The 24,536-nt window shown below is 59.8% G+C and carries 20 protein-coding genes and 2 pseudogenes; 11 read left to right on the plus strand and 11 right to left on the minus strand.

Annotated elements, in window-relative coordinates; genetic code table 11:
- Window positions 1-700: 700 nt before the first annotated feature.
- Window positions 701-2,991 (minus strand): annotated as a pseudogene (locus tag J3O30_RS10300) (FdhF/YdeP family oxidoreductase).
- A 765-nt stretch (window positions 2,992-3,756) separates the two neighbouring features.
- On the opposite strand from J3O30_RS10300, the gene J3O30_RS10305 reads away from it, so the two are divergent.
- The 6 genes from J3O30_RS10305 (at window position 3,757) to J3O30_RS10330 (ending at window position 7,602) form a co-directional block, all read left to right on the plus strand.
- On the plus strand, window positions 3,757-4,299 hold the full coding sequence (locus J3O30_RS10305; protein WP_207584041.1) for a VOC family protein: 543 nt from the start codon (window positions 3,757-3,759) through the stop codon (window positions 4,297-4,299).
- Between the two features lie 176 nt (window positions 4,300-4,475).
- On the plus strand, window positions 4,476-5,186 hold the full coding sequence (locus J3O30_RS10310) for an SDR family oxidoreductase (protein ID WP_130721256.1): 711 nt from the start codon (window positions 4,476-4,478) through the stop codon (window positions 5,184-5,186).
- 73 nt (window positions 5,187-5,259) lie between these two features.
- Window positions 5,260-5,892 carry a DsbA family protein gene (locus tag J3O30_RS10315; protein ID WP_207584042.1) on the plus strand — a complete coding sequence of 211 codons (633 nt, stop codon included), beginning with the start codon at window positions 5,260-5,262 and terminating at the stop codon, window positions 5,890-5,892.
- A gap of 36 nt (window positions 5,893-5,928) precedes the next feature.
- The gene (locus J3O30_RS10320; RefSeq protein WP_077988744.1) at window positions 5,929-6,165 is read left to right on the plus strand and encodes a 4-oxalocrotonate tautomerase family protein; all 237 of its coding nucleotides are present in this window, start codon (window positions 5,929-5,931) and stop codon (window positions 6,163-6,165) included.
- A 201-nt stretch (window positions 6,166-6,366) separates the two neighbouring features.
- Window positions 6,367-6,759 (plus strand): tautomerase family protein, encoded by a 393-nt coding sequence (locus J3O30_RS10325; RefSeq protein WP_207584043.1) that lies wholly within the window; start codon window positions 6,367-6,369, stop codon window positions 6,757-6,759.
- A 141-nt stretch (window positions 6,760-6,900) separates the two neighbouring features.
- Complete coding sequence (locus J3O30_RS10330) at window positions 6,901-7,602, plus strand: type 1 glutamine amidotransferase domain-containing protein (protein ID WP_207584044.1); 702 nt, start codon at window positions 6,901-6,903, stop codon at window positions 7,600-7,602.
- Window positions 7,603-7,833: 231 nt separating this feature from the next.
- Here the strand turns inward: J3O30_RS10330 and J3O30_RS10335 are convergent, their stop codons facing one another.
- The 5 genes and pseudogenes from J3O30_RS10335 to J3O30_RS10355 all read right to left on the minus strand — a co-directional run bounded on the left by J3O30_RS10335 (window position 7,834) and on the right by J3O30_RS10355 (window position 12,266).
- A complete protein-coding gene (locus J3O30_RS10335) occupies window positions 7,834-8,175 on the minus strand; it encodes a heme-binding protein (RefSeq protein WP_246762744.1) in 342 nt (113 codons plus the stop codon).
- A 28-nt stretch (window positions 8,176-8,203) separates the two neighbouring features.
- Complete coding sequence (locus J3O30_RS10340; protein WP_207584046.1) at window positions 8,204-8,545, minus strand: DUF982 domain-containing protein; 342 nt, start codon at window positions 8,543-8,545, stop codon at window positions 8,204-8,206.
- Between the two features lie 10 nt (window positions 8,546-8,555).
- Window positions 8,556-9,365, minus strand: a complete 810-nt coding sequence (locus J3O30_RS10345) for a Ku protein (RefSeq protein WP_207584047.1) — start codon at window positions 9,363-9,365, stop codon at window positions 8,556-8,558.
- A 10-nt stretch (window positions 9,366-9,375) separates the two neighbouring features.
- Window positions 9,376-10,273, minus strand: a pseudogene (locus J3O30_RS10350) (Ku protein).
- A gap of 184 nt (window positions 10,274-10,457) precedes the next feature.
- Window positions 10,458-12,266 (minus strand): RNA-directed DNA polymerase, encoded by a 1,809-nt coding sequence (locus J3O30_RS10355; RefSeq protein ID WP_207584048.1) that lies wholly within the window; start codon window positions 12,264-12,266, stop codon window positions 10,458-10,460.
- A gap of 1,077 nt (window positions 12,267-13,343) precedes the next feature.
- Here J3O30_RS10355 and J3O30_RS10365 point away from each other — a divergent pair.
- The 4 genes from J3O30_RS10365 (at window position 13,344) to J3O30_RS10380 (ending at window position 18,182) form a co-directional block, all read left to right on the plus strand.
- Window positions 13,344-14,498 carry a sulfite oxidase gene (locus tag J3O30_RS10365; protein WP_207584050.1) on the plus strand — a complete coding sequence of 385 codons (1,155 nt, stop codon included), beginning with the start codon at window positions 13,344-13,346 and terminating at the stop codon, window positions 14,496-14,498.
- Between the two features lie 192 nt (window positions 14,499-14,690).
- Window positions 14,691-15,836 carry a hypothetical protein gene (locus J3O30_RS10370; RefSeq protein WP_207584051.1) on the plus strand — a complete coding sequence of 382 codons (1,146 nt, stop codon included), beginning with the start codon at window positions 14,691-14,693 and terminating at the stop codon, window positions 15,834-15,836.
- 70 nt (window positions 15,837-15,906) lie between these two features.
- Window positions 15,907-17,145: a hypothetical protein gene (locus J3O30_RS10375; protein ID WP_246762745.1), complete on the plus strand. Its 1,239-nt coding sequence runs from the start codon at window positions 15,907-15,909 to the stop codon at window positions 17,143-17,145.
- A 785-nt stretch (window positions 17,146-17,930) separates the two neighbouring features.
- Window positions 17,931-18,182 (plus strand): helix-turn-helix transcriptional regulator, encoded by a 252-nt coding sequence (locus J3O30_RS10380; protein ID WP_207584052.1) that lies wholly within the window; start codon window positions 17,931-17,933, stop codon window positions 18,180-18,182.
- 11 nt (window positions 18,183-18,193) lie between these two features.
- On the opposite strand, the gene J3O30_RS10385 is transcribed toward J3O30_RS10380, so the two are convergent.
- Both J3O30_RS10385 and J3O30_RS10390 read right to left on the minus strand, forming a co-directional pair.
- Window positions 18,194-20,041 carry an AAA family ATPase gene (locus J3O30_RS10385; RefSeq protein ID WP_207584053.1) on the minus strand — a complete coding sequence of 616 codons (1,848 nt, stop codon included), beginning with the start codon at window positions 20,039-20,041 and terminating at the stop codon, window positions 18,194-18,196.
- Window positions 20,042-20,105: 64 nt separating this feature from the next.
- Complete coding sequence (locus tag J3O30_RS10390; RefSeq protein ID WP_207584054.1) at window positions 20,106-20,450, minus strand: hypothetical protein; 345 nt, start codon at window positions 20,448-20,450, stop codon at window positions 20,106-20,108.
- 418 nt (window positions 20,451-20,868) lie between these two features.
- Between J3O30_RS10390 and J3O30_RS10395 the strand changes: the two genes are divergently transcribed.
- The gene (locus J3O30_RS10395) at window positions 20,869-21,279 is read left to right on the plus strand and encodes a hypothetical protein (RefSeq protein ID WP_207584055.1); all 411 of its coding nucleotides are present in this window, start codon (window positions 20,869-20,871) and stop codon (window positions 21,277-21,279) included.
- A 63-nt stretch (window positions 21,280-21,342) separates the two neighbouring features.
- Here J3O30_RS10395 and J3O30_RS10400 read toward each other — a convergent pair whose 3' ends face one another.
- From J3O30_RS10400 to J3O30_RS10410, 3 genes are all read right to left on the minus strand, one after another.
- Window positions 21,343-22,002, minus strand: a complete 660-nt coding sequence (locus J3O30_RS10400; protein ID WP_207584056.1) for a hypothetical protein — start codon at window positions 22,000-22,002, stop codon at window positions 21,343-21,345.
- Window positions 22,003-22,179: 177 nt separating this feature from the next.
- Complete coding sequence (locus tag J3O30_RS10405; protein WP_207584057.1) at window positions 22,180-23,091, minus strand: hypothetical protein; 912 nt, start codon at window positions 23,089-23,091, stop codon at window positions 22,180-22,182.
- A 202-nt stretch (window positions 23,092-23,293) separates the two neighbouring features.
- Window positions 23,294-24,532 (minus strand): integrase family protein, encoded by a 1,239-nt coding sequence (locus J3O30_RS10410; RefSeq protein ID WP_207584058.1) that lies wholly within the window; start codon window positions 24,530-24,532, stop codon window positions 23,294-23,296.
- Window positions 24,533-24,536: the final 4 nt, after the last annotated feature.

A 24,536-nucleotide genomic window follows, 5' to 3' on the forward strand; every position in this document is an offset into this window, starting at 1 on the left:
TCTTTGACTGATGCTTCGACGCGGCTTCGAAACTGCACGGCCACGTTGTTGCCCGCTCGTTGACGAAGCCTGGGAATACGAAAGTATTGGCAATACCTATGTGCAACAGCTTCCCTCTCTGCTGGTTGCCATACTGGGCTCCTAGCCAGGCCGTTTGTCGGCGGGTGTCAGGAGAACACTATGTCTCACAGGAACCGCAAGCCGTCGGGCAGTATCTTCCCAGGCGTCGCAATATTATTTGCAATGGCAGCTCTGGTTGGCGCCCTGGTGTCGATACAGCGGCCAGCGGCTCCGATCCGCGTCTGGGTACCTGCCCAGTCCGGTGAATCCCGTTTAGGCGGGGAAAAATCGCTCTCTACGTGCTCACCTGTGTGGGCCGGCTGCAATCCGTCGATTCCTGTATAACCTACAGCATCAAGGGCGCCGATATGATGAAGCTGCATTACAGCATGTGCGGGGCAGTGCTAAGCTCGGAGCACGTGTCCATGATGCGTGGTCTGCTCAAGGAGCATTGCGAGAACCGACAGTACGATAGACAAAGCGCCGAAGCCGAGGATGCGGCGAGGGGCCTTCTTTGGTGGTACCAGAACGGAGTGACCGAGCAAGAGAGGCTCAGGCACCTACTCGCGATCAGCGTGGTTCGCGGGTCTTGAGGCAGGCCTGCATGACAAACTTACGCCTCTAGCCGTCTCGGTGTTTGTCAATCTGCGAGTTTCACCCTGACTGGCACTCCCTTGTAGGACGGCGTACCGGACTGGCGATCGAAGTGTCGGAGCGAGATGACGACGTTCATCTCTGGATAGTAGCCCGCGATGGAACCCTTCGGAATGTCGTAGGCTACCGCCGTGAAACCGCTAACGAGATGCTTGTCATCGACCTCGCCAATGAGCCCTCGTACCTCCATGCGATCGCCGTCCTTAAGGCCTCGACCCGCGAGATCTTCCGCATTCATAAAAACCACGTCGCGCCGACCGAATACGCCGCGATAACGATCGTCCAATCCGTAGATAGTGGTGTTATATTGATCGTGACTTCGAATAGTCGTCAGCATCAAGGCGCCTTCGCTCTCGGCGGGCGTATCCTCGGAGAGACCGGGAGACGGGAGGAACTTCGCCTTTCGCTCAGGCGTGTTCCACCGGCGAAATGAAGCAGCGACGTCAAGTCTAAAGCCGCCCGGTTTGCGCACACGAGTATTGAATTCGTGGAAGTCGGGAAACACCTCCTCGATCTTGTCGCGGATGCGGTCGTAGTCCGCTACCATACCCTCCCAGTCTATGCCATATCGGTCACCAACCGTAGCTCTTGCGATCCCTCCGATGATCGCCGGCTCGGATCGGACAAGTTCGCCAGGTGGGTGAAGAAACCCTCGCGAAGCGTGAACCATGGACATCGAATCCTCGACAGTGACCGCTTGGCGGCTGGATGCCTGGATATCGCGGTCCGTCCGTCCGAGACATGGCAGAACGAGAGTGGTTTTCGCCGTCAGCAGATGGGATCGGTTGAGCTTCGTTGCGATATGGACGGCCAGATTAAGGCTCCGCATGCCCGAAAATATGGCCCCGGAATCGGACATCGCGACCGCGAGGTTCCCGCCAAGACAGATCAGCGCCTTCGCTCGGCCATCGATGGCGGCCTCCACGGCCTCGATGGCGTTGTGACCTTTGTCGCTGGGCGGGCGAAAACCAAAGGCGCGTTCCATGCCATCGAGAAGCGCTTTGTTGGGGATTTCCGTTATTCCCACCGTCCGATCTCCTTGCACATTGGAGTGGCCTTGGATGGGCGCGATTCCCGCACCCTCTCGACCAATGTTTCCTCGCAGCATCAGGAGGTTCGCGATTTGCTGGACGTTGTACGTGCCCTTGGCGTGCTGTGTGATGCCCATGCCATAACAGACAATTACGTTCCTCGCATTCGCGTAAACGTCGGCTGCGCTCTCGATGGCCTGCCGGGTTAGGCCACTGACAGCGACTATCTCTTGCCAAGTGGTAGCATCGATATCCGCACATAGGATGTCGAATCCTGAGGTGTGTTGATCGATGAAGGGCCGATCAAGTATGCCGGCGCCGCCCGCGGCGAGACTTGATACGCCTCGTTCGAGCACCGCCTTCATTATCCCTTTCAAAACGGCCAGATCCCCGCCGACACGGAGTTGATGGTAGGCCGAAGCGATCGGCGTTGAGGACATGGTGACCATCTCGACCGGATCTTGAGGTGCGGCGAACCGCTCAAGCGCGCGCTCCTTCAGGGGGTTGAAGACGATGATTGGAACGCCTCGGCGCGCCGCCTCATGCAATGTCGACATCATGCGCGGATGGTTCGTGCCCGGATTGTGCCCAAAGCTGAAGATCGCGTCCGCATGATCGAAGTCTTCGAGCGTGACGGTTCCCTTGCCAACGCCGATGGATTTCGGAAGCCCCACGCTGGTGGCCTCGTGACACATGTTTGAACAATCGGGGAAATTGTTGGTGCCATAGGCGCGGACGAATAGCTGATAAAGGAACGCTGCTTCGTTCGAGGCACGGCCGGAGGTGTAGAACTCGGCTTGGTCCGGATCGTCGAGCTTGTTCAACTCGACTGCGATCAGCGCGAATGCCGCGTCCCACGCGATCGGTTCGAAGTGGTCGGTGCCTGGTCGTACAGCAACGGCAGAGTCAGGCGGCCGGCGTCTTCGAGCTCATGATCAGTCCACGTCCAGAGCTCGGACACGCTATGCTGCTTGAAGAACTCGGCGTCGGTCCGCTTCGCGGTGGACTCCCACGTAATCGCCTTGGCGCCGTTTTCGCAGAATTCGAACGACGACGTGTGCTTGGGGTCGGGCCATGCACAACCTGGGCAGTCGAATCCCTCCGGCTGGTTGGCCTTGAGAAGAGTTTTGCTGCCTTGCGCGACAATCTGTTGATGGGCAAGCGTCTTCGCAACGGCCTTAAGCGCGTCCCAGCCGCCGGCCGGGTGGTCGTAACGTTTGATTCCGTCCGGACGTTTGCTCTTCATGATAGTTCCTTCTTCGCTGGTGGCATGGTCGGATAGATATTGATCGCCAGATCCCCGTGAACGTGCGCGACGCCTGCTAAGGAAGTGTGACTTCAAAAAAAGGCCGTCTCCGGGCGGGTGGAGACGGCCTTGGCGGACCTTGGCGGATCCGCGCGCTCCGGCAGAGGGGAGGAGTGCTGGAGCGCAGTGCTCTTGAGAGCTTATCGCCCAGGAGGGGTGGGCGATGAGTAAAGCTAACCGGTCCGCGCAGTCCCCATAAGTGCACTTTGGTATTGGGCGTTCGCTGGCCACGGCCACGTTCGTGTATGCTCGAACAGCCTTAGGAAGCGGGCCGCTCTGGCCCGTGTGCTTTTTCGTGCTTGTAAGCAAACCAGCCCGTGGCTTCTCTGTTTCTGACCTTGGTACGAAGGGCCTCTATCGCAAGGTCGAGGTGCCCGCCTCGTTCGTGCAGTTCTCCTGCGGTGCTGAGCGGGGGCTCGGAAGGTTCGGCTACTGTTGTCGTATTTGCCATTTGACTCGCCTGTTCTGGAATGACCGATGGGTTTCGCCGCAGCCTTGGGCGCCTAACGCGACGGAGGCTTATGATGATTTCGTCCGCTCGACGGTGCTACGGTACGATGGTGTCGTACATCCCACCCACGGCGTCCTGCTCGCGCCCAGGCCGGCGATACCTAAGTGCAATGGCGGGCGTGGTGCGAGTTTATAAGCTTGGGCCACGTCGCCACCTTAAGGATCCGTCGGCGATCATTTCAAAGGAGCACTGAAATGGATAGCGAACTGAGACCATCCAGCAAGGAAGCCCCGCAGACCATCTCGGGTGTTGCGATGACGCTCGAGCTTGCGGTGATCGCCGTCTCCGACGTCGAGCGAAGCAAACGTTTTTACGCAGCACTCGGATGGCGTTTCGATATTGATTTTCAAGGCGACGACTACCGTATCGTGCAGTTCACTCCGCCTGGATCTGGATGCTCCGTGATGTTCGGGCAGAACATAACCACGGCCCCGGCTGGTTCATCGCGGGGATTGCACCTGGTTGTTTCGGATCTACCGGTAGCAAGTGCCGATCTCGCATCCCGAGGCGTCGAAACGAGCGAACCATTCCATGACGTTGGCGGGATTTTTCATCATTCCAACGGCGTGGGCATCACGGCTGGACTGAATCCGGAGCGGAAAAGCTACGCATCGTATTTCATTTTTCATGACCCGGATGGAAACGAGTGGACTGTTCAGGAGATCACGACCCGCCTGCCGGGGCGCAAGGGAGATACCGCATTTACGAAGGAGCTAACTAAGGCGGTGTGGGGATAGCGAACTGGTCCACGACCGCCGACGAGCGCGCTAACGATTATGCCGAAAAACGGTTCAGTGACTGCCGCTTCCTAGCAATTCTCCCGATGAGCGAGGGCATCTAAATCAGTAGCACCGACGCCGAGGGCGTAGGGCGGCCCACACAAGGACCGCTGCAATTGAAAGGATGTAATATCATGAGCAATCAGCAGAAGGTCGCCATCATCACCGGTGCATCGCAGGGCATCGGCGAAGGTCTGGTCCGCGCCTATCGCGAGCGGAACTATCGCGTGGTCGCCACATCGCGTTCGATCAAACAGGGTTCTGATGACGGCGTACATGCCGTGGCGGGCGACATCTCAAATTCCGAGACCGCAGAGCGCGTCGTCCGCGAGGCGATTCAACGCTTCGGCCGGATTGACACGTTGGTCAACAATGCGGGCGTGTTCACTGCAAAGCCTTTCGTCGACTTCACTCAGGAAGACTACGACCTGAACTTCGGCGTGAACGTTTCGGGCTTCTTCCACATCACGCAGCGGGCGGCGAGGGAGATGCTCAAGCAGGGCTCCGGCCACATCGTCAGCATCACCACGAGCCTCGTAAACCAGCCGGTGTCGAGCGTCCCCACGGCTCTCGCTTCGCTCACCAAGGGCGGTCTGAACGCCGTCACGAAGGAACTGGCCATCGAGTTCGCCAAGACGGGCGTCCGGGTGAACGCCGTGTCTCCTGGCATCATCAAGACCCCGATGCACGCTCCCGAGACTCACGAGTTCCTCTCCGCTCTCCATCCGGTCGGCCACATGGGCGAGATAAGCGACATCGTCGAGGCCGTGATCTACCTCGAGAGCGCAAGCTTCGTCACTGGAGAGATCCTACACGTCGACGGTGGCCAGAACGCCGGCCGCTAGTAGGCCTCGACCAGGAAGCGGGCACGTGGCGTGGATATGCCGCGCGCCCGACAAGCGAGTGAAAGGAAAGACAATGGAACTTGTACTAGCCGCCGATCCGATGTGCTCTTGGTGCTATGGATTCGGCAAGCAAATGGGACTGCTGCTTGAGCGACGTCCGGACCTATCCTTGAAGATCATTCTCGGTGGACTGCGCGCGGGCGCGACCGACGTTCTCGACGACGCGGGCAAGCAGTTCAGACTGCACCACTGGGGCAAGGTCGAGGAAGCCAGCGGCGTGCCGTTCAACCGGGAAGGCCTTCTCGCCAGAAAAGGCTTTGTCTATGACACGGAACCCGTGTGCCGCGCAGTGGTGACCGCCCGCATCCTCAGGCCGGAAGCCGATCTTCTGAGCGTCTTCCGGGCATTCCAGCATGCCTTCTACGTCGACGCGCTCGACACCACGGACGGCGCCGTACTGGCTGAGACCGGATCTCGCGCACTCGCCGAACTCGGTCATCCCGTCGCCTCGGAGGAATTCCTGGCAGAGTGGAATAAACGGAGCACGATCGAAGAGGCCGCGACGGATTTCGCAACGGTGCGGGCAATGGGTGTTTCGAGCTTCCCGACGTTGTTTTTGAAGAAGGGGGAAACTCTTCGCAAGGTCGGCGCTGGGTACGCTCATGTCGACGAACTTGAGAAGCACCTCGCTGCAATTGCCGCCTAGCCGATCAATGAGGTTATCGAACAAGGAGAATAGGAAATGCCAATAGTCACCGTACAAGTAACCCGTGAAGGCACGACCCCTGATCGCACTTCGGTCACTCCCGAGGAGAAGGCAGCAATCATCGCCGGCGTCAGCCAGGTCATGCTCGACGTTCTAAACAAGCCGCTGGAATCGACTTACGTGGTGATAGAGGAAGTCGACCTGGACAACTGGGGCTGGGGCGGCCTTCCAACCGTTCAATACCGGAAGAAGAAGGCCGAAGGCATCGCCTAACCCCAGAGTGTCGCCTATGAAGGATATGCAGACCGCCGGTGATCACCGGCGGTCTGTGCTTTTCGACGCCGACCGATCCCAATCAGCTTCTGCTATCGCTTCCCGGACGGTCAGGCGTCGGGATACCATCGTGCAATAGCTTTGATTGTTTCAAGGAGGATAGTTCTCGGCGAGCTGTGTTCGGTTATCTTGGAGACGCCAATGCCCCTCGTCAAAATCCATGTCCTGAAAGGTCGTCCTCCACAGGAGGTCGACGTCCTGCTTGACACCATCCACGACGTCGTCGTGGCGTCTTTCGGAGTTCCGCTGAGAGATCGGTACCAGATCCTTCAAGAGCACGAGGGGTCGCATTTTCGCGCGCTCGACACCGGGCTCGACATCGCTCGGACCGAGAAATTTATCCTGCTCGAAATCACCACCCGTCCGAGATCTCGCGATGCGAAGGTGGCTTTTTATTCAAACCTCACGCGCGCGCTCCAGGCTCGCTGCGATGTGCCGCCATCCGACGTGATGGTCTCGTTGCATATCAACTCGGATGAAGACTGGTCGTTCGGCATGGGTAACGCTCAGTTCCTGACAGGCGAACTCCGATAGGCACAGACGTCCTGGTCTTGGTCACCAACACTAAAGTATCGGCGATACTAACGTGCACATGCAAAGCCAGCCGATCCAAGACATGCTTCCAGTCGTGCAGCCGACCGGCTGCGAACCCAGACAAGTGGAAGGAGCCTACGCATGAAGATCCTCATGGTATTCACCTCGCATGACACCCTCGGAAGCACGGGCCGCAAGACTGGCTTCTGGCTGGAGGAAGGCGCAGCACCGTACTACGTCTTCCGTGACGCAGGCGCAGACTTGACGCTCGCCTCCCCCAAAGGTGGTCAACCTCCGATCGATCCGAAGAGCGATCTGCCGGAAAATCAGACGCCCGCAATGACGCGTTTCAAGGCCGACGAGGCTGCGCAGAAGGTATTTGCGAGCACCAGGAAGCTGAGCGAAGTCCGTTCCGAAGATTTCGACGCCGTCTTCTATCCGGGCGGGCATGGACCCATGTGGGACCTCGTCGACAATCCGGAGTCCATCAAGCTGATCGAGTCCTTCTACAACTCCGGCAAGCCGGTGGCGGCAGTCTGCCACGCGCCGGCCGTGCTTCACCGCGTAACCTATAAAGGCGCGCCGATCGTCAAAGGGAAGCGGGTGACAGGCTTTACCAATGGCGAGGAGGAGGAAGTGCAACTGACGACGGTTGTTCCTTTCCTCGTTGAGGACGAGCTCAAACGGCTCGGCGGTCTCTATGAGAAGAAGGCGAACTGGGCGAGCTTCGCTATCACCGACGGCAGGTTGATCACCGGCCAGAACCCGGCATCCTCCACCGCGGGAGCGCAGGCGCTTGTCAAGCTTCTCACCACCGTGCAAGTCGGCGCGGCCGTCGCCTAGGCGGCCACCGAGAAGCGAAAAAGGGGCCGCGTATGCCTGTCCGCGGCCTCTTTCCGGATCCGGGTACGATCGAGGTAGACAGGTGCTGGAAAGAAGACACTTTCTTTTTTGAGAAACGCAGGGCATTCGGGATAGTCGTCTGCGCACGGAGTTGGACGGTAGGTCACAGGCCGGCCCAGCATCTAAAATCACATGAACGCTTTTGGCGTTGGAGCGGTGAAGAGGCCTGCCTTAGAGCGATTTCTGAAGCTCGTGCCTTCGTGGCTGAAGCGCCGCCTCCAGTATCCCAATGTCTTGGGCGACGGTCCCGCCACTTATTCCGAGACCGCCGACGACCACGCCGTCATGAACAAGGGGCGCGCCTCCACCCATGGCGCAGAAGCTGTCCTGCGACATCAGATGGAATAGCTCCTTTCCAGGCTGTACGAGTTCGAACAGGTCGGATGTCCGTTGCTGCGTGAGAGCGGCGGTGTACGCCTTGCGGTGGGAGATCAACATCGAGAAGGCTAGTGCGCCATTCATCCTGTGCTGGAGTACCGAGTTTCCATGAACGTCGATGACGGTGACGGTCACGGGCACCTTGGCGGCGGACGCAGTCGCGCTAACGCGCGTGTGGCGGTCGCCTCTGGACCGGTGGGTAGCCGATCATCGATGCCGTGCGTCTGATGGGCTTCCACGCGTCGTCCGGCAGAACCTTGAGGCCTGCATGCCTTGCCGCTTCGACGACTGCCGCCCTTGCCTTCGATGTGTCGGTTTCGAGTTGCAGGCTTCTCATGCAGGTGGCCAGTGCGTGCTGCCATGCCGTATCGTTGGCACGCTTCGGCCAGCGGTCCGACGTCAGTATTCCCATTAGACCGGTCACCGTCGTTGCGGTGCTGAAGTGCTCGGCGTCGGGAAATCCAATGGCAACTTCTCTGATTGGTCTCTCGGCGATGTCTTCCATGGGATCCTCCTCATCCGGCCTTGCGCGATTTCATGTCTTGCTCGACGGACTTGCGCAGCGCGTCCATGATGTTCACGACATTCGACGCAGGAGCGGCTGGCTCCTTCCTGCCCGTGCTCTTCTTCGGCTTGAGCGTCTTCTTCTTTTCGGCGATCAGTGCGAGCAGCGCTTGCCGGATCGGGTCGGTGACCATCGTCGGCGACCAATGCTTGGTTCGCTGCTTGATAAGCTTCTCAACGAGTGGCAGGGCGTCCCTCTCCGAACCGCTGTCGATCTCCTCGAAGTAGGGTTCCGCCGGACGGACCTCGTCACCGAATCTTAGCGTCCAGAGGATAATGCCCTGGTCGCGAGGCTCCAGGATGACCGCCCGTTCTCGGCGACCGATGACGAGCTTGGAGACGCCGACGACCCCTGAGGCCTTCATGGCATCTCGGATGACACTGAAAGCCTCCTGGCCAACCGGATCGTCGGGCGCGAGGTAGTGTGCTTTTTCGAGGTAGGTCCAGCCGATGGATTCGGCGGGCACAAACTTCTCGATGTCGATCGTACGCACCGTGTCGAGCGCCACCGCGTCTAGATCGTCGTCCGTCAAGATCACATAGTCGTTCTCGCCGCGTGCATATCCTTTGGCTTCGTTCTCGTCCTTGACAGGCTTTCCGGTGACCGAGTCGACATATTGCGAAACAACACGGTTGCCGGTTGCTCGATTGAGAGTGTGGAACCGGACCTTTTCGGACTCAGACGTCGCCGGCGACATTGCCACAGGGCAGGTGACCAGCGACAGCTTGAGGTATCCTTTCCAGTAGGGGCGGGGTGCCATCGATCTTGTCCTATCCGGCCCTACGCTGCGGGGCGGCTGAAGCGGCGGACTTGGCCGCCCCGCGCGACGCACGTTGCCGCTGGATGCCTTTGTTGGCATTGGCGGCCGTGCGCTTCGGTTGGTCCGTAGCCTTGCCGGCGAGGCCGGCACTTTCTCGAAGTGCGGCCAGCAGGTCGTTTGGTTTGGAGACCTGCAGCTTCTTTGGCTTTGGCAGCGCCTTTCCTTCGAGTTTGGCCTTCACCAGCTCGGCGACCGCCTGTTCGTAACGGTCGTCGAAAGTTGCAGGATCGAACGTGCCGATCTTGGTCGAGATGATGTGCTTGGCGAGATCGAGCATTTCGCCCTCGATCTTCAGCTTGGGTATCCCTTCGAAAGCACTCTTCGAAGATCGAACTTCGTAGTCGTACTGGAGGGTCGTCGCGACCATGCCGTTGCCGTGGGGTCGAATGAGGACGCTTCGCATCCTCCGGAACAGCACCGCCCTTGCTATGGCGGCGACCTTCCCCTTCTTCATACCGTCGCGCAAGAGCGTGAAGGCGTCGGAGCCGACACGGTCGCTAGGCGTCAGATAGTACGGCTTGTCGAAATAGACGTCGTCAATCTCGGAGCAGGGGACGAATGCTTCGATCTCGAGTGTCTTGTTGCTCTGGGGGACCGTGGCTGCAATCTCCTCCGGATCGATGACGATGTAGCGTCCGTCACCGACCTCGAACCCTTTCGTCTGATCCTCCTTTGGAACAGGCTCTTCGGTTTCGCCGTCGACAAAGATGCGGTTTACCCGGTGCCTTGTTCACCGTATTGAAGGTGATGCGTTCGGAGGTAGAAGCGGCGGTGTAGAGGGCCACTCCGCAGCTCACCTCTCCGACTTTGAGAAACCCCTTCCACTGCGCACGATGTCCTGATGCCATGACTGGTACTCCGAATCAGTGATTCGCGACTCAAGTCTGGAGCAGGTGATTCGTTCCACATCAAAACGAATCATTTTCAATGACTTACGACCTGATGTTGAGATTTTGAATCGAGACACGGATGAAGACCCGGCGCAACGGCGACTACGGCAGGTACGGGACTGCCCACGCTTCTTCGACTGAGTTAGATCGAGAGACGCTTGGCTGTCGCGTTGTAGTAAGTGTCCTCGAAGGCACGGAAATGATTGGTTCTCAAGGTGGTAACCTGAGCGGCTGGTGCGGCGGGATTGCTTAGTGCGGATACGAGGCAAAGGAATTTCGCGTGCGTTATGCCGGTTCCGCGGGACGGATTAGGAGCCTTTAACGCGTCGAACATTCCCTTGAAGGTCGGGAGGTCCTTGGCAAGATTCATATGGAATTTATAGGCCTCGCGCACCCCGGCGTTCAGGGTATCCGCAAGAAGGTTCTTAAGGGGACCTTCTTCGGATGAACCGAGAAACAAGGGAAAGAACGATGCTGCCAGACGTCCCAGCCGCTCATGCGGGGCCCAAATTCTGCGGGTGTCTTGAAGAGTCGCGAAAAGCTGGGCCGTCGTTCCATATTTCGACTGCAGCCAAAGCCTTGAATAAAGTCCAAAATAGTTCTGAGGGTCGTTGCTTGCGATGACTGTTTCAAGCAACTGATGACACCGCCTTGTCTTGACCAAGGTCTCAACGAGATAGTTAGCCATTTCTACCATCGCGGCGTCGTCAACAAGAAGGCCCGACTGACCTGCCCTTGCTAGCACGCCTGCGACGGACGGAGTAAGAGGACGGCTTCTGATCAACGAATAGACATTCTCCCGGACGGCCGGTCGCCGTTTAATGAGGTCTTCGAGGACTTCCGGCTTGACGACAGCGCCGGTTTTTGCCGCAAGTCCCAGCCATCGCTTCAGGATCTTTTCGCCGTTTCCAGCATCGAATAATTTTTTGCGTACCCCTTGCCTTACTCTGGCTTCAACATGGGCGCGTTGCCTGTCCATGGGAAGACCGTGTTTTAGCCGGTGGTCGACGCTTGCCTGCACCGTATCCAGGCGCGCGTTCTCGAAAATCCGGAAATGTCGAATAGCCTCGTGCTGGGTTAGAATGACCGTCTTACCGCTGTTCAAACGAACCTGCTTCGTCTGGAGGACAAGATCGACTGTCTTCAAAGCCCGCTTAGCGTCGACGATCGTGTCGACGCCAATATCGATGTCATCCATGTAGCGCACGAAGTCCCGTCCGGGATCGCTGGCGAGGAAGGAATCTAGCTCGTAGAGGAAGCAGTGGGCCAGCAAGCGGGGTGCATCGAGATTGATTTGCGGCAAACCGACCTCAATGCGAGGAGTGTAGTCCGGTTGCCAAAGCAGATCGCCGAGGACGTAGATCAGCATGTCGATCACACATTCCTCAACGCCACTGATAGAAGCAATCGCGTTCCGGAGATGGACGTACGAAATGCTGTCGTAGTAGTTGGCGATGTCCGTCACGACGATGAACTTGCGCGTCTTTGAAAACTTGAAAAGCTCTTTCTGAAAATTTAGCCAAGCGGCGAACGTGCCGTAGCCGCTCGGAGGCGACGAGAATTTGTGATCCTTGGGTTCAAAGAACGCCTTGTTCGTCGGTGCCTTGCCATTTATCTCAGAGTAGAGAGCATCAGATAGGCACTGCAGGACAATTGCATCCCGTACACTCGGAATGACGAGCTGCCTGCAAAGACCTTTGCTCTTTTCGACGAGAATTCGCTGTGCCTTCTGCGGCACGTAGTCACCGGACAAGATCAGGTGCGAGAGTTTCTGGCTCTCTACCTTGCGCGACACGTGAAAGTCGAAGTTCTCGATCCCGTCGCAAATGAATTGATCGCGCATGGAGACTTTAACTTTCTCCTTCCAAATCCTCTCGATGTTCTTTGGGGAAAAGATCGTGCGCAGCTTCTTGGCACGAATATCAAAGCGGGGAGATCTCATGGTGACCATTCGGTGATTGCCTCTGCACAATCTCCGATATCCATTGAGAAGTATTTAAGTGCATCGATAAGACGGAATCCTCGCCTAACATTTCAATCAGGCTCTCTCTGCAAGGAACCTGCGCGAGGACAAGCTAAGACTTATCACACCTGCCGACCTAGAAAAAACTTGCACGAGCGGCGAAACGCGCGGCTAGAGTTCGAGAGGTCCCGATGTCCCTACGCGTCACGGAGGTCTTCCGACGTGAAAACGGCGAATGGAAGCTCGTCCATCGGCACACTGACATGGCGGACACGAGCAGCAAATAGCTTCGGCCGCCCGTGTGTTCCCGATACCACTCTGCGTACGTTGTCGTCCGAGCCATATGCCGATTGAGATCCGGCTCTCCGTCCGTCCACCACGCCGGGCCGCGCTCTTCGAGGCCTACCTTCGCGGCATCGACGGCTTGCGCACCTCGCGACACGGCTCCTCGCGCCCGACGTCTTCTTTCATCGCCCACGGGCGAACGACCGGGTTGGTTCCAAACCCAGCAGTGATACCGGAGCGCCGCTCGGCGAACCAGATGATCCAATTGTTGGTTCGATCAGTCCAAAAAAAGGTGCATCATGTCGTCAATCGATTTTTTGATGGCTCATCCCGTTCGCACAGGTGGACGCCTCCTATTGCATGTCGAGGGCGGGAAATCCTTTCCCAAATCGAAATTGTCGGTCCTTCCGGCCAGAGGACGCAGCATCAAGGGCGGGTAGATCAGGCCAGATTTACCAACGTATGTCGTGTTAGCGGTATCGGATGCCGGTTGGTCCACTGGGAGCCAGATAAGCACGGCAACGTGCCGTGGCAGCATCTGGTCGGTTATTCCGAGTTTCCCTCAGGATTCTATCCATAACTCTGGACTATTTTCGCAATCGCGCATATACGAGGCAAAGTAGAAGTCGTCCGGTGCTGCATAATTGATATGCGAAGCTGACGCTTGACCTCGTCCGGGGCATCTCCGGGTGGGTAAACATCGTGCGCATATCCGTCCTTCAGACTAAGGGCCCAAGGCGCATTGCAGCCCGTTCCGGATGGCATTCGGGGGGGAAGAACATGCCTGATCTTCAACGCAGGGAATTTATCGTTCAAGGAAGTGCGGTGCTCGCCGCAATCGCGGGTCTGTACGCTTCGGGGGGCAACGCTTTTCCGACGCAGGCGGGCGCGAAGGTTATTCCGTGGCTCGATCAGCCGACGGAAAATCCCAATCCTGCCGTGATCCAGACGCAGCTCGTCTGGGAAGACTTGGATAGCTTCATAACTCCAAATGACAAGTTCTTCAGCATCGCGCATTTCAATCGACCGGCGATTGACGAGAAATCGTGGTCCCTCGATATCGGCGGCCTGGTCAAGAAGCCGTTAAAACTGACGCTTGCCGACATCAAGGCGCGACCGCGACAGGAGGTCGTTTTTACAGTGGAATGCTCGGGTAACCACGGGTTCCCATTTTTCACGGGCGGCATCGGCAATGCCCGCTGGGCAGGCACGCCGCTTGCGCCAATCCTCCAGGAAGCCGGCGTCCTTGATAATGGCATCGAGGTTGTCTTCTTCGGTACCGACAGAGGCGACATCGAAATACGCGACATCAAGATGCAACAGAACTTCGCTCGGAGCATGTCGCTCGCAGATGCAATGAGCCCCGACAATCTACTCTGCTACGAAATGAACGGCGCGACCCTGCCGACGCCCAATGGTTTTCCGCTGCGGCTGATCGCTCCGGGCTGGTACGGCATCGCCAACGTCAAGTGGCTGAAGGAAATCGAGGTTCGCGACTCCCGTTTTATGAGCCTGCTGATGGCCCGCGACTATGTCACCATCCGGGAGGAAGAGCACGACGGGGAGACAGTTTGGGCTGAGACTTCCGTCGGCCGAGCCCTGATAAAGTCCGCACCTGCCAAAGTCACGCGGACAGACTCAGGTTACCGCATTATCGGCGCGGCCTGGGGGGCGCCAATCGACCGGGTCGAAGTGCAAATCGATCAAACGCCATGGAAACCAGCGATCATTGACCACAGTGAGGAAGCCGATCACGCTTGGAAAATTTGGTCCTTGGATTGGGCAAATCCCTCTCCTGGAGAACACACTGTGACCTCACGCGCGATCAGTAGCACCGGGCAGATCCAACCGGCCATGGACGACCCCTTGATCGCCAAAAAGCACACATACTGGGAAAGCAATGGCCAGGTGACACGCCGAATCCGCATCTCTTGAGAACGTTGCTGCCACTAGGTCGGGTTCATGAGGAGGGCGTCGCCGTCTTTTTGCCGACGCGATAGAACTCGTCAGACACGACGCTGTGGTCCTGCGCTCGACTTGCGGCGTTGTCATTTCGTCCTCCGATGACGCGAGACTTGCGACCTGAAGTGGACTGTGCATTTGATCTCCTGAGTTGGGGTGCGTCAGATGTCGTTAAAGTTTCCGGTCGCTGCTGTAGCGATGTTTCTTGGGGCCGCGATAGGTCAAGCAAATGCCGGGCTGGAATATGCCGCTCGTCACACAGACGCCGGGTGGGCTTTCGTCACCGTTAGCGGCGCGTTCGAGTACACCGACGATCTCGCACGCTTCAGCGAGATTGTCGCGCGCGAACACCCGTCCGTCATCGGCTTTGATAGTCCCGGCGGCAATGTAGCCAAGGCTATCGAACTGGGCCGCCTCATTCGCACGCTCGGGCTCTCGACAATTCAAGTGCGACAAGCAGAGTGCGCCTCGGCCTGTTCGCTCGCGTTCCTCGGAGGCGTCAGCCGTCTCGCACAGCCGGGCTCGATCGGCGTCCACAAGTCATCCTTCAACGACACGCAGGGCATGAAGATCAACGACGCCGTCTCCGCCGTACAGGAGACGACTGCGGAGGTCATTGGCTATATGTCGGAGATGGGCGTCGATCCAGCGCTTCTCCAGCTCTCGCTTTCCTACGACAGCAACGACATTCGGTACCTGTCAGGAAGCGAGATGGCGAAATATCGGGTCACGACCGGCTCGCCGTCACCTGATCTGTCGACAAAGGTAGAACCTCGCGACGTCGCGCGAGATGCCCCGGTGCCACGCGGCGTCCAGGCGAAGTCCGATCCGTCGTTAGTGATTCCTCTCGCAAGAGATGGCACTGTCCGACATCCCAAGGGCAGGGCTCCGGTCAAGCTTTCCGCGGACGCCGACGCAAAGGCGATCGGCGATGCTGGAAACGGCGCATCCGTCGACATTCTCGATATCCGCCGCGATTGGTACAAGGTTTCCGTCGCCGGGCTGGTCGGCTTCATGCACTACTCGTGGGTTCACGTCAGCCAGTTCGATGAGGACTCCGGCGAGCAACGTTATGTTCAGGTAAAAAGCTTCAATTCGTTGCCAGACGCCCAGGAGTTCGTGAAGGGGTCGCCTGTGCCATTGAGCGTGCACCTGGCTGCCAATGGGTGGTTCGCCGTCACATTGCACGACCTCTATACCGAGCAAGAGGCGAAAGATGTTTCCAATGCCCTGAAGAGCCATGGGCTGATCGCGAAGGACTCGATGGTCACGATCGGCAACACCTACGTCAGGAGAGTCTGTTGTGATTGACCGCTCCCAGCCACGCCCGATGAGCCTTATTGCAAAACTTCTCTCCATTCTCGTGATCGCCTTGGCGCTAGTGGGCGTCGATGCCCAGAATGCGGCCGCTGCGATCACGTATGAGCGGCTATCTCTCGACGATGGCAGGCGGCTACTGGTCATCAAGGGCGAGTTCGAACCCTCTGACGATCCGATGAAACTCGCCGCCGTGTACTCCGAGTATCAGCCGACCGTCATAAGCTTTGACTCCAATGGCGGAAGCGTCGTGGCTGCAATCAAGATCGGACGAGCGATCCGTGCGTTGTCGGCAAACACCGTTCAGATCCGATCGACGCAGTGCGCCTCGGCATGCGCCCTCGCATTTATCGGCGGCGTGAAGCGCTCGGCCGAAGCTGGTTCGATCGGCGTCCATCAGGCTTCGTTCTCGGACGACGCAGCACTCGACAACAAGACCGCCGTCGCCACGGTGCAGATAATGACCGGCGAGATCATCGGCTACCTCTCCGATATGGGAGTGAGCCCGAACCTGCTCAGGCTCAGCCTCTCTATAGAGAGCTCGGACATGCGGTATCTGACGACAGCCGAGATGCGCGACTGGGATATCATCACGTCCAACGATACCGTAACGGTACAGACAGCCCCATCATCTGAACCGGTCGATAAGCCAGTCTCCAGCCCGAGTGCTAAGTCCGGGGCCACGGTGACTGCGCCTCGCACATCTAGGGACAATGCCCTCGATTTTATTCGGCGATACCACGAGGCCTGGTCTCGCGATAACTCGACGGCGCTTGCCTTTATGCGCAAGGCCTATGAGGACCAGGTGACATTCTACGGCAGGGTCGTCGACCGCGACGCCGTCATGAAGGACAAGGCGACGTTCGCGCAGCGATGGCCGGAGCGAATCTACAGCGTCAAGCCCGGATCCGAGGCGGCAGTATGTGAGGAGAAATGTGACGTATCCGGCGTCATCGAGTGGTTCGCAAGAAGCCGTGAAAGAGGCAAGACCTCGTCCGGGATGGCTGAGTTTGCGCTTGTCTGGAATCCGGCAACGAGCCAGATCGAATCCGAAAACAGCAAGGTGCTCGCGACGGACAGAGGCGCCCAGGCCCCGGAGCGGATCATTAGCCAGTGGCATGTGGAGAACGGCGAATGCCGCGGCAGCACCAGTCCCGACAGTCCTGAGACGCAGACGGCGTGCGCGAGGCGGAAAGAAATTGGTGCCCTGCTCGACACGTTCGGCTGGTGTTATGGTCACAAGGACGATTACGGCTATCAGATGAAATGGCACCTTTGCGATGCCGCCTCAAACCGGCCTTAAACATTCGCGTCGAAATCTCGGCCGGATCTTTGGAATCCGAGTGCTCGAAGCGGATCAAGCGGACCGATAGTTCTGCTGGCGTCCAAAGATGCTACTCAAGCCACCAGAGCGAACGGAGTGGGTCTGCCATGACTAGAACCTGCTGCTCGGCGGCAATCCGGAAACATGCGGTTCTGCCAGGCATATCGGCATTCGAAAGACGCGCCCCGCAGGGCTCCTCTCTTCTGCCCGAACCTGTCGGCCATGGGTGCCGGAGCGGCTTGCATTTCCGATCTGATCCGCACCCACCATTCCGCCGGACGAATGCCGAGGCGTACTCGCAGATGGGGGAGCGGAGCGGGTCCTGCTATTGCTGCCAGAGGCGTGACAGCCTCGTGGTCAACGAGCCGTGACTTGGCGCTGGGCGGGGCTCGCGCGACTATCTTGTCACGCCTTTATGGATGCTCGGGGCCGAGCGCCTCCATCGTGATCGCTGGCTAATAACAAGGGCAGCTTGTAGAGTGTCGGCGCACACAGACGTGGGAGATCCGCTTTGAACGAGCCTCCTTTGGAGAAAGGCCTGCAGCACCCGACGAAGGCACCGCGATCAGGGAACGAGAGCGCGGGCGAACCTCCGTCTGAACAACGCCCGGAGCACGGACATCCTCTGTCCCGCAAACGGGTGAACGAGGGACGACCGAGGGAGAAATTGAAGCGCCGACGACCCACGTGAGAGCTCCGCGCAACGGCGCGAATCCTTTATCCTAATTGTTGACAATCCGCGCTATTTGTCGCCTGCTCCGGGTATGGATTCGACGTCGGAAATCATGAGCGCGCTCAGGGCAGCCCGCGCCCTGGCAGGACTTAGCCAGGACGAGCTGGCGGCCTTGGCGGGCGTCAGCCGTCAGATCATTGTTCGATTAGAGAAGGGCGAATCCAACGTCCTGGTCGACGCGATCGAAAAGGTGAGGGACGCCCTCGAGGGGCAAGGGGTGGTCTTCATCGACGGCAACGCCGGCCACGGGCCGGCAGTCGCCATGGTACGCACAGATCGGTGAGACCGCCTGTCTCACCGCTTGAGAATGGTCGACGCACCCCGCCGGAAGAGCGTTGCGACCTCGTCGGCGGCGAGGCTCTCTTTCTCAAGCAAATTATCCGTGAGCGATTTCAGGACCGTGACTTGCTGGGAGAGAAGAGCTTTCGCCCTGTCGAACTGCTTTCGCATAATACCGCTGATTTCGGATTGCATGGCACTGGGCAGGCGGCACGCCGTGTTCGCCTCGATCTTCGTTTCCTCGAGCGCGAACAGCAGACTTTCGCCCATTCCGTAGGACGCCACGATCAGGGTCGCCAAACGGGTTGCGTATTCGATATCGCTGCCCTGTCTCCCCGCGGCACCGTTGGAGTGCGCCCCCAGTACCAGCTCTTCGGCCGCCGCGCCCGCGAGGGCCCCGCAGATCAAATTTTCCAAGGATTCGCGAGTATGCACTTCGGGCTCGGGGTGGGAAAATCGTGCGTGGCCAAGCCGCTCGGTCGACGCTGTAGGCCTGTAGTTCCTCCGCACAGATAGAGCGACCTTCATGTCCGACCAGAGCAGCAGCGTGACGACGGCGTGGCCCGCTTCGTGTATCGATACCCTTGCGACGGTCTCGTCCGATAGCGTTCGCAGCGCAGGAAGCGCATCCGCGACGTCGGCTAATTTGGTCGGTCGCTCCTTGGCTCGGGCATGACGCTTCGCGTCTCGCGCCAATCGTTCCAGATCGGCGGGCGTCCATCCGTCCAGATCGGCGGCCAATGATCGCAGCTCGTCCGAGATGCAGGCAAATCCTAGATGAAAGCGGAGGATGTCGGCGCGCTCGTCCGTATCCGGCAGATCGAGTCGCACGTGACGTTCGATGCGTCCGCTTCGAAGGAGCGCCGGGTCTATCGCCTCCGGGAAATTGGTCGCAGCGACCACGACGATCTTGTCTCGTCCCTCGACGCCGTCGATACATTCCAGCAGGTAGTTGACGACTTGTGTCGAGTAGACTCGGTGTTCCCCCCTGAACCTGGTCCGGTCACCGATCGAGTCCAGCTCGTCCAGGAACAAGATCGAGGGCTGCTTAGAGCGGGCTTTTTCGAAGGTCGCTTTCATCGCGGCAAGGAGATCGCCGAGATGGCCGGCCGACTGCCATTTTGACACCGACGCCATGACCAGCGGAAGGCCGCAGGACCGCGAAAGCGCCGTGGCGAAGAAGGTCTTTCCTGTTCCAGGAGGGCCATAGATCAGAAGACCGCGATCGACGTCCTGCCACCCGATCTCGCCGGAGCGTTCTTTTGCCAGGTCCTCGGCCAATGAACGCGCCCAAGGTTTCAAGGACGCGTAGCCGGGGATGTCATCTAGTGAAGGGCCCCCAACGGAAATTCCCACAGATCGCTTCCTCAGCGCAGCGGCCTCGTGGATTCCCAACTGATATTTCGTGAGAGCACGTGCCAGGACATGGAAGTCGCAATCCGCCAAGGCGGCGGCTGCCTGCTCGTTGATCGGTTTGCGCCGCAGAAGCGCTCGTGCCGCATGAATGACTCGTGCATCCGGCCGTTCGAGAGTGAGCGTGGCGTCGGCCGTTGCGGCCAGCTCTGCCGGCACCACGTCAAGGTGACGAGCAAGAATCAGGACGACGTTGCAGTTTGCAAGTTCCTCGGTGAGCCGGCCTTCGTCTCTGTTCTTATGGGACTCGATGGCATGCACGACGGCGCGTCCTTCGACGGAGGTCCGGCCTCTCAGAGCGCGTCCGTCGAGCAGCAGCTCCGCGGCCCTTCTATGCACGCCAAGAGTCTTCAGGTCGGGGGCCAGCAAGATCACCGTCGACGGGCAGCCCTTCATCAGGTGAAACTGGGATCGCAGTGTTCGGCGGATACATGAATAGGCCAGAAACATTGCCGGGCCCTTGCTCAGGGATTCGACTACATGCCCGCGACGCGAAAGGCGGCTTAGACGTCGATCACGGCTCATCGGGAAAGCTCCAGGCAGCCAGGGTGTCGTTTGCGATAGGGAGCGCCGATCCGAGGCGATACCATCGAGAGGTGGCGAGCGCGCACCCGCCCGCAAGCGACAACAGCTCGATCGGGGCCGTGAAGCGCCATTCGCCCGAGGCCTTTGGATCGGAGTGCCCAGGATAGTGGATGTGGCCGACGAGCGTCGGCAGCATCAGCTTGTCGACAAACCAATCCTCCACGATCGGCACTTCCGTTTCGTCGAGGATCGGCAGCGCCCTGGACATGACGATCGTTCGCAGGTCGACCGACAGCGATCGCAACGCGCGAGCGCGGGCCGATATGGACCGCAAGGAAGAATTCTTGTCAGGTTCGCCGTATCGTAGAATTGCCATTGTATTCCCGCTCCAATTGAGACTCATGAGCGCCTTGCTCATGTGGTGAGCACAATGTTCATTCGAGGGGCTGTTGTCAACAATCCAAGGAGAAGGATCCGAATGGGCGGCCGGATCTAGCGGAGCGGAGCGAGAAGGATTACTTCACCAAAGCAATCGATCGCCGGGGCTACGCCTCGTCGTCACAAACTGCGCGCTGCTGGGAAGTGCCGTAGAAGCGCGCTTCATACGTGGCTTCCAACCAAGGCAGTTCCAATCGATGGCCTGACCTAGCAGCGCAGGCGGACGATTTCTTCCCGGACACGATGTTAACGCGACTGAAACCTGAAGCTAGGATTCATGCTTGTCCCACCACGCTACACAGGGTGGTCCGAAATTGTCGCAGCCGCTTGCCGGATGCCGAGTCATCATACAACACAAGCCAGAGACGGCCGCCCAGCTCCTCGCGCTCTTCGTCGTGCTAGGGGCGACCGTCGTGTTAACAGAGCGCGCAAACGCTACGATCGTCGAACTGGAGCGGAGCGGTGCTCGGTTCGTCATCCTGGATTCGCACGACGCCGACGGCGACCTCAATGACAGCGTCGCGTTGCGCGCATTCCAGATAAGCGTTGGCATCTGTTACAGCAGACCGCTCCCGAAGCATGGTCTGATGACGCTCGTCGATTGGATCGATATCGCATCGCCGGCATCGGCCGTCATCGATCGCGCGCTCTTCTACAGGCGGACAAGATACCGTTCCCCGATCGAAGGGCTTCGGGATGGACCGCCTTTCCGATCCCTTTCGTAGAGTCGGGAGCCTGTGCGCGAAGGCAGCGCCTCAAGATGCGGATGAAGACGATGTCGAGGCCCATCACGTCACGTCTCCTCCGACCATGGCCATGACGGCCGTCTCCCATGCTTGGAGACCGTCGCGACGGACGGGGATTTTGCACCAGAACTCCGACAGCCTTCGAGATCTATCGTTCGTTTGTCCCAGCACCAGTTCGGCGAAGTCGCGGCCCCTGTCGTAGGTCAACCAGGATCTTACCGTGAAACGCAGGGCGCGGATTTCCCAGGGCGCTATGGTGCGTCCCGCGAAGTTTCGCCGGCAGATGTCGTCCATCGTCTTGGCGAGCGAAGAGCGGGCCCTGGCCAGCGCGGCGGCCGAGATCGCACCGCCTCGGCCAGGCCGAAACAACCGCTCGTCCTGTCGCGCGCGATCACGGCATACGTTCCGTAGCAGGCGCTCGGTCTGTGCGACAAGCGGCATGGCCAAGGGATAGGGCCAGCCGGGGAGGTTCCAGATCCGCTCCGAGAAGTCGACGTCGGTGCACCGCGCACCGGTGGCGCAGATGGGGCGAACGCCAGTCAACAGCAGAATCTTGAAAAGTGTCCCGAAAGGATCGGGCGTCTCCCCGCACGCCGCCCAGAAACAGGCGACTTCATGCTCGGCGAAGCTCCTCGGGCCGGGCGCCGCCGACCTCCTGGCCGGGTCCGACAAGCCCAGTCCGTTGCAACGTTCGGTGGTCATGGTGTTTCCTCCTGTTTGAGCCCGTCCTCGAAGGGCATTTGCCTGGTGATCGATTGGCAGCGATGCATGATCGGTCGCCTGTCGTGAGCGGAACCGGCACGGCATCTTGCTCGCCACGGCGCACGCTCGACCGCGCGTCGAACATGACGTGCCGAAGCCGGTCTGACGCCCGCGAGGTCAGTCTGGCGACGCCCCGGCGTCCGGCTCGAGAATTCGTGACGCCGTGGCCTCGATCTCGTCGATGATGGTGTCCAGGCGACGCTCGAGCGCCGAGCCCGGCGTCTCCGTCCATTCCAGCCGCCAGTCGTCGCCGAAGACCGGCGAATACGCGATCAGCTTCAAGCGGCCCGCCGCCACATGCATCATGCGCCGCAAGGTGTGGCCGCCGCGCTCCGCCGGAGAAAGCCGCACATACTCGGACTCCGACACGAAGCGGCCGCATCCAACGTAGTGCATCGGCCGGTATTCGCAGATCTCGACGATCGCCAGACCCACCGGGAAGCGCCCGACATAAGCGACGGTGGGGCAGAACGGTGACCAGAGTTTTTCACCGACCCCATACTCCGGTCCTTCCGCGATCTGCCGTCGATCCACATTCGTGCGGACGAAGACCTCGCACGGCGGTGCGATCCCGGCGCGATGGCCGCGCGCCGCGAGAGCGGCGAACAGTTCTGCGGCGAAGCTCAGACACTTGGGCAGGCAGGGCCGCGTCGTCGTCAGGTCGAGGAGCCCCTTCCGCCAGCGCGGCCGCAGGTAGGCTCCGCCGCCGTCGGTTTTGGACGAGCCGAAGATCCGTGCGGCGCGATCGATGAGGATTGTGACGTCGGCGACCGACGCACGCGACCGGAACAGCGCGACCGGCATTCCCTTGGACCAGCCGGGCGGCGTGCCGGGCGGCGCTGGTGGAAGCGGGACGATGGGCGGGCGCTGGCCCGCGGCTCGCTTCGCCCAGTAGCCGCGGGCGGGCCGGGGCACCGCGAGGATCCGACAGACCCGGTTCAGGTAACTGTCCGACACCGACAGTCCGCGCGCGAGTTTCGTCGACGGCGCCGACCATACCATGCGATGCAGTTGCTCGCGGGTCATCATCGGGGCTGCCCTCCGCTACGGCTGCGTGAGTTTGCCGCGCGGGAGCGACTGGCGCGGGGCTTCGGAGCGACGGGATCGGCGGCCGCCGCCCAGAGCGCGAGCGCCTCCTCACGTTCAGGAAGGTACTCGTAGAGATTGTAGGTCTCGTCCAGGCCCTTCTTCGCGTGGCCGATAACGGCCTCGGCTACCTCGATGCGCACCTTTAACCGCGCAAGATTGGTCCGCACCGTGCGGCGGGTATCCTCGAGCTGCCACGGCTCCATCTTGGCGCCGGGCTTGACCTTGCGCAGCTCCTCAAGCACAGCCTGTTTGAACGCCTGCACGGGGGCGCCAAAATCCGAGATCGGCGTCTGGCCGTTGTCGAGGCTGAACAGGCAGTCGCCATGTCGGCCGGCAGACGGTTTAACACCGCCTCGATCAGCGCCATCATCTGGTCGGACAGCGGCACGGCGTGAGCCCGGTTCGACTTGAAGCGCTCCTTGGGGATCGTCCACAGCCGGTCCGCCATGTCGATCTCCGATCGGCGAATGCCCGCCGTTTCGCCCTCTCGCTGGCCCATCTTCAGCATAGCTTCGTAGAAAGGCCCGTATGGATATGGCGTCGCCGCCGCCGCCCGCAGATAGGCCGCGCGCTCGTCGTCGTCAAGGAACCGTCGCCGCTTCGTGGGCCCCAGCCCGTACTCGCTTCCCTTGCGGCCCGCCATCGGGTTGTTAGGCCCAAGATAGTAGCGGAGTCGGTTCTCGGAAGCATACGCCCAGGCGAAGAAGGTCCTGATCAGTCTGAAAAGGTTGAACGCCGACGTCGGGGCGGGACGGTTCCTGACCGCCGCGACGATCGCGGCGACGGCCAGATCGTCAATCTGGACCAAGGGCTTGTCGAGGAACGGGTTGCGTTCGGGACGGTCGAGCAGCTCCCGCCGCAGGTGCTTCTCCTGTTCCACCACTGACTTGTTGTGCTTGCGTCCTGGCATGTGGGCGAGATAGTCCTCGAGCGCCCGGCGGAAGGTGGCCCCGGAGCGCTTCGCGGCCTCGACTTCCAGCCGCGCCTCCTCCGCGCGCGGATCGAGGCCCGCCTTGATCCAGGCGTTCCAGCGACGGGCCTTCTCCCTGGCCTGCTCCAACGTCAGCCGTGTTAGCGGCCCCGGCTTCGCATCCGCCGACGCTGACCCGTCGCCACCGGGCGTCGTCTCGGCATAGACGCCGAGCTTGAGCCGGGTGGGGTCGCGCTTCCCCTCCACGCGCACCGCCAGGACGAAGACGATGTCGCGTGCGCCGACCCGAAGCCACAGGCGGTCGCATCCGGGGTCGGCCACTTCATAACGCTCACCCTTCCGCCGCGGCAGCGCATCGATTTTTTCCGTCGTCATTGCTCGCTTGGACAAGGACTCCTCCTCTTCAAACTGGGCGACGGACTGGTCAACGCCCGCTTGAAAATCGCGCAACCGT

Source organism: Rhizobium sp. NZLR1 (genome assembly GCF_017357385.1).
Lineage (GTDB): Bacteria > Pseudomonadota > Alphaproteobacteria > Rhizobiales > Rhizobiaceae > Rhizobium.

Excerpts from the sequence above, each read along its gene's own strand:
- J3O30_RS10305 (WP_207584041.1), top strand. The coding sequence starts at position 3,757 with ATGGATAGCGAACTGAGACCATCCAGCAAGGAAGCCCCGCAGACCATC.
- J3O30_RS10310 (WP_130721256.1), top strand. The coding sequence starts at position 4,476 with ATGAGCAATCAGCAGAAGGTCGCCATCATCACCGGTGCATCGCAGGGC.
- J3O30_RS10315 (WP_207584042.1), top strand. The coding sequence starts at position 5,260 with ATGGAACTTGTACTAGCCGCCGATCCGATGTGCTCTTGGTGCTATGGA.
- J3O30_RS10320 (WP_077988744.1), top strand. The coding sequence starts at position 5,929 with ATGCCAATAGTCACCGTACAAGTAACCCGTGAAGGCACGACCCCTGAT.
- J3O30_RS10325 (WP_207584043.1), top strand. The coding sequence starts at position 6,367 with ATGCCCCTCGTCAAAATCCATGTCCTGAAAGGTCGTCCTCCACAGGAG.
- J3O30_RS10330 (WP_207584044.1), top strand. The coding sequence starts at position 6,901 with ATGAAGATCCTCATGGTATTCACCTCGCATGACACCCTCGGAAGCACG.
- J3O30_RS10340 (WP_207584046.1), bottom strand. The coding sequence starts at position 8,545 with ATGGAAGACATCGCCGAGAGACCAATCAGAGAAGTTGCCATTGGATTT.
- J3O30_RS10345 (WP_207584047.1), bottom strand. The coding sequence starts at position 9,365 with ATGGCACCCCGCCCCTACTGGAAAGGATACCTCAAGCTGTCGCTGGTC.
- J3O30_RS10355 (WP_207584048.1), bottom strand. The coding sequence starts at position 12,266 with ATGGTCACCATGAGATCTCCCCGCTTTGATATTCGTGCCAAGAAGCTG.
- J3O30_RS10365 (WP_207584050.1), top strand. The coding sequence starts at position 13,344 with ATGCCTGATCTTCAACGCAGGGAATTTATCGTTCAAGGAAGTGCGGTG.
- J3O30_RS10370 (WP_207584051.1), top strand. The coding sequence starts at position 14,691 with ATGTCGTTAAAGTTTCCGGTCGCTGCTGTAGCGATGTTTCTTGGGGCC.
- J3O30_RS10380 (WP_207584052.1), top strand. The coding sequence starts at position 17,931 with ATGGATTCGACGTCGGAAATCATGAGCGCGCTCAGGGCAGCCCGCGCC.
- J3O30_RS10385 (WP_207584053.1), bottom strand. The coding sequence starts at position 20,041 with ATGTTTCTGGCCTATTCATGTATCCGCCGAACACTGCGATCCCAGTTT.
- J3O30_RS10400 (WP_207584056.1), bottom strand. The coding sequence starts at position 22,002 with ATGACCACCGAACGTTGCAACGGACTGGGCTTGTCGGACCCGGCCAGG.
- J3O30_RS10405 (WP_207584057.1), bottom strand. The coding sequence starts at position 23,091 with ATGATGACCCGCGAGCAACTGCATCGCATGGTATGGTCGGCGCCGTCG.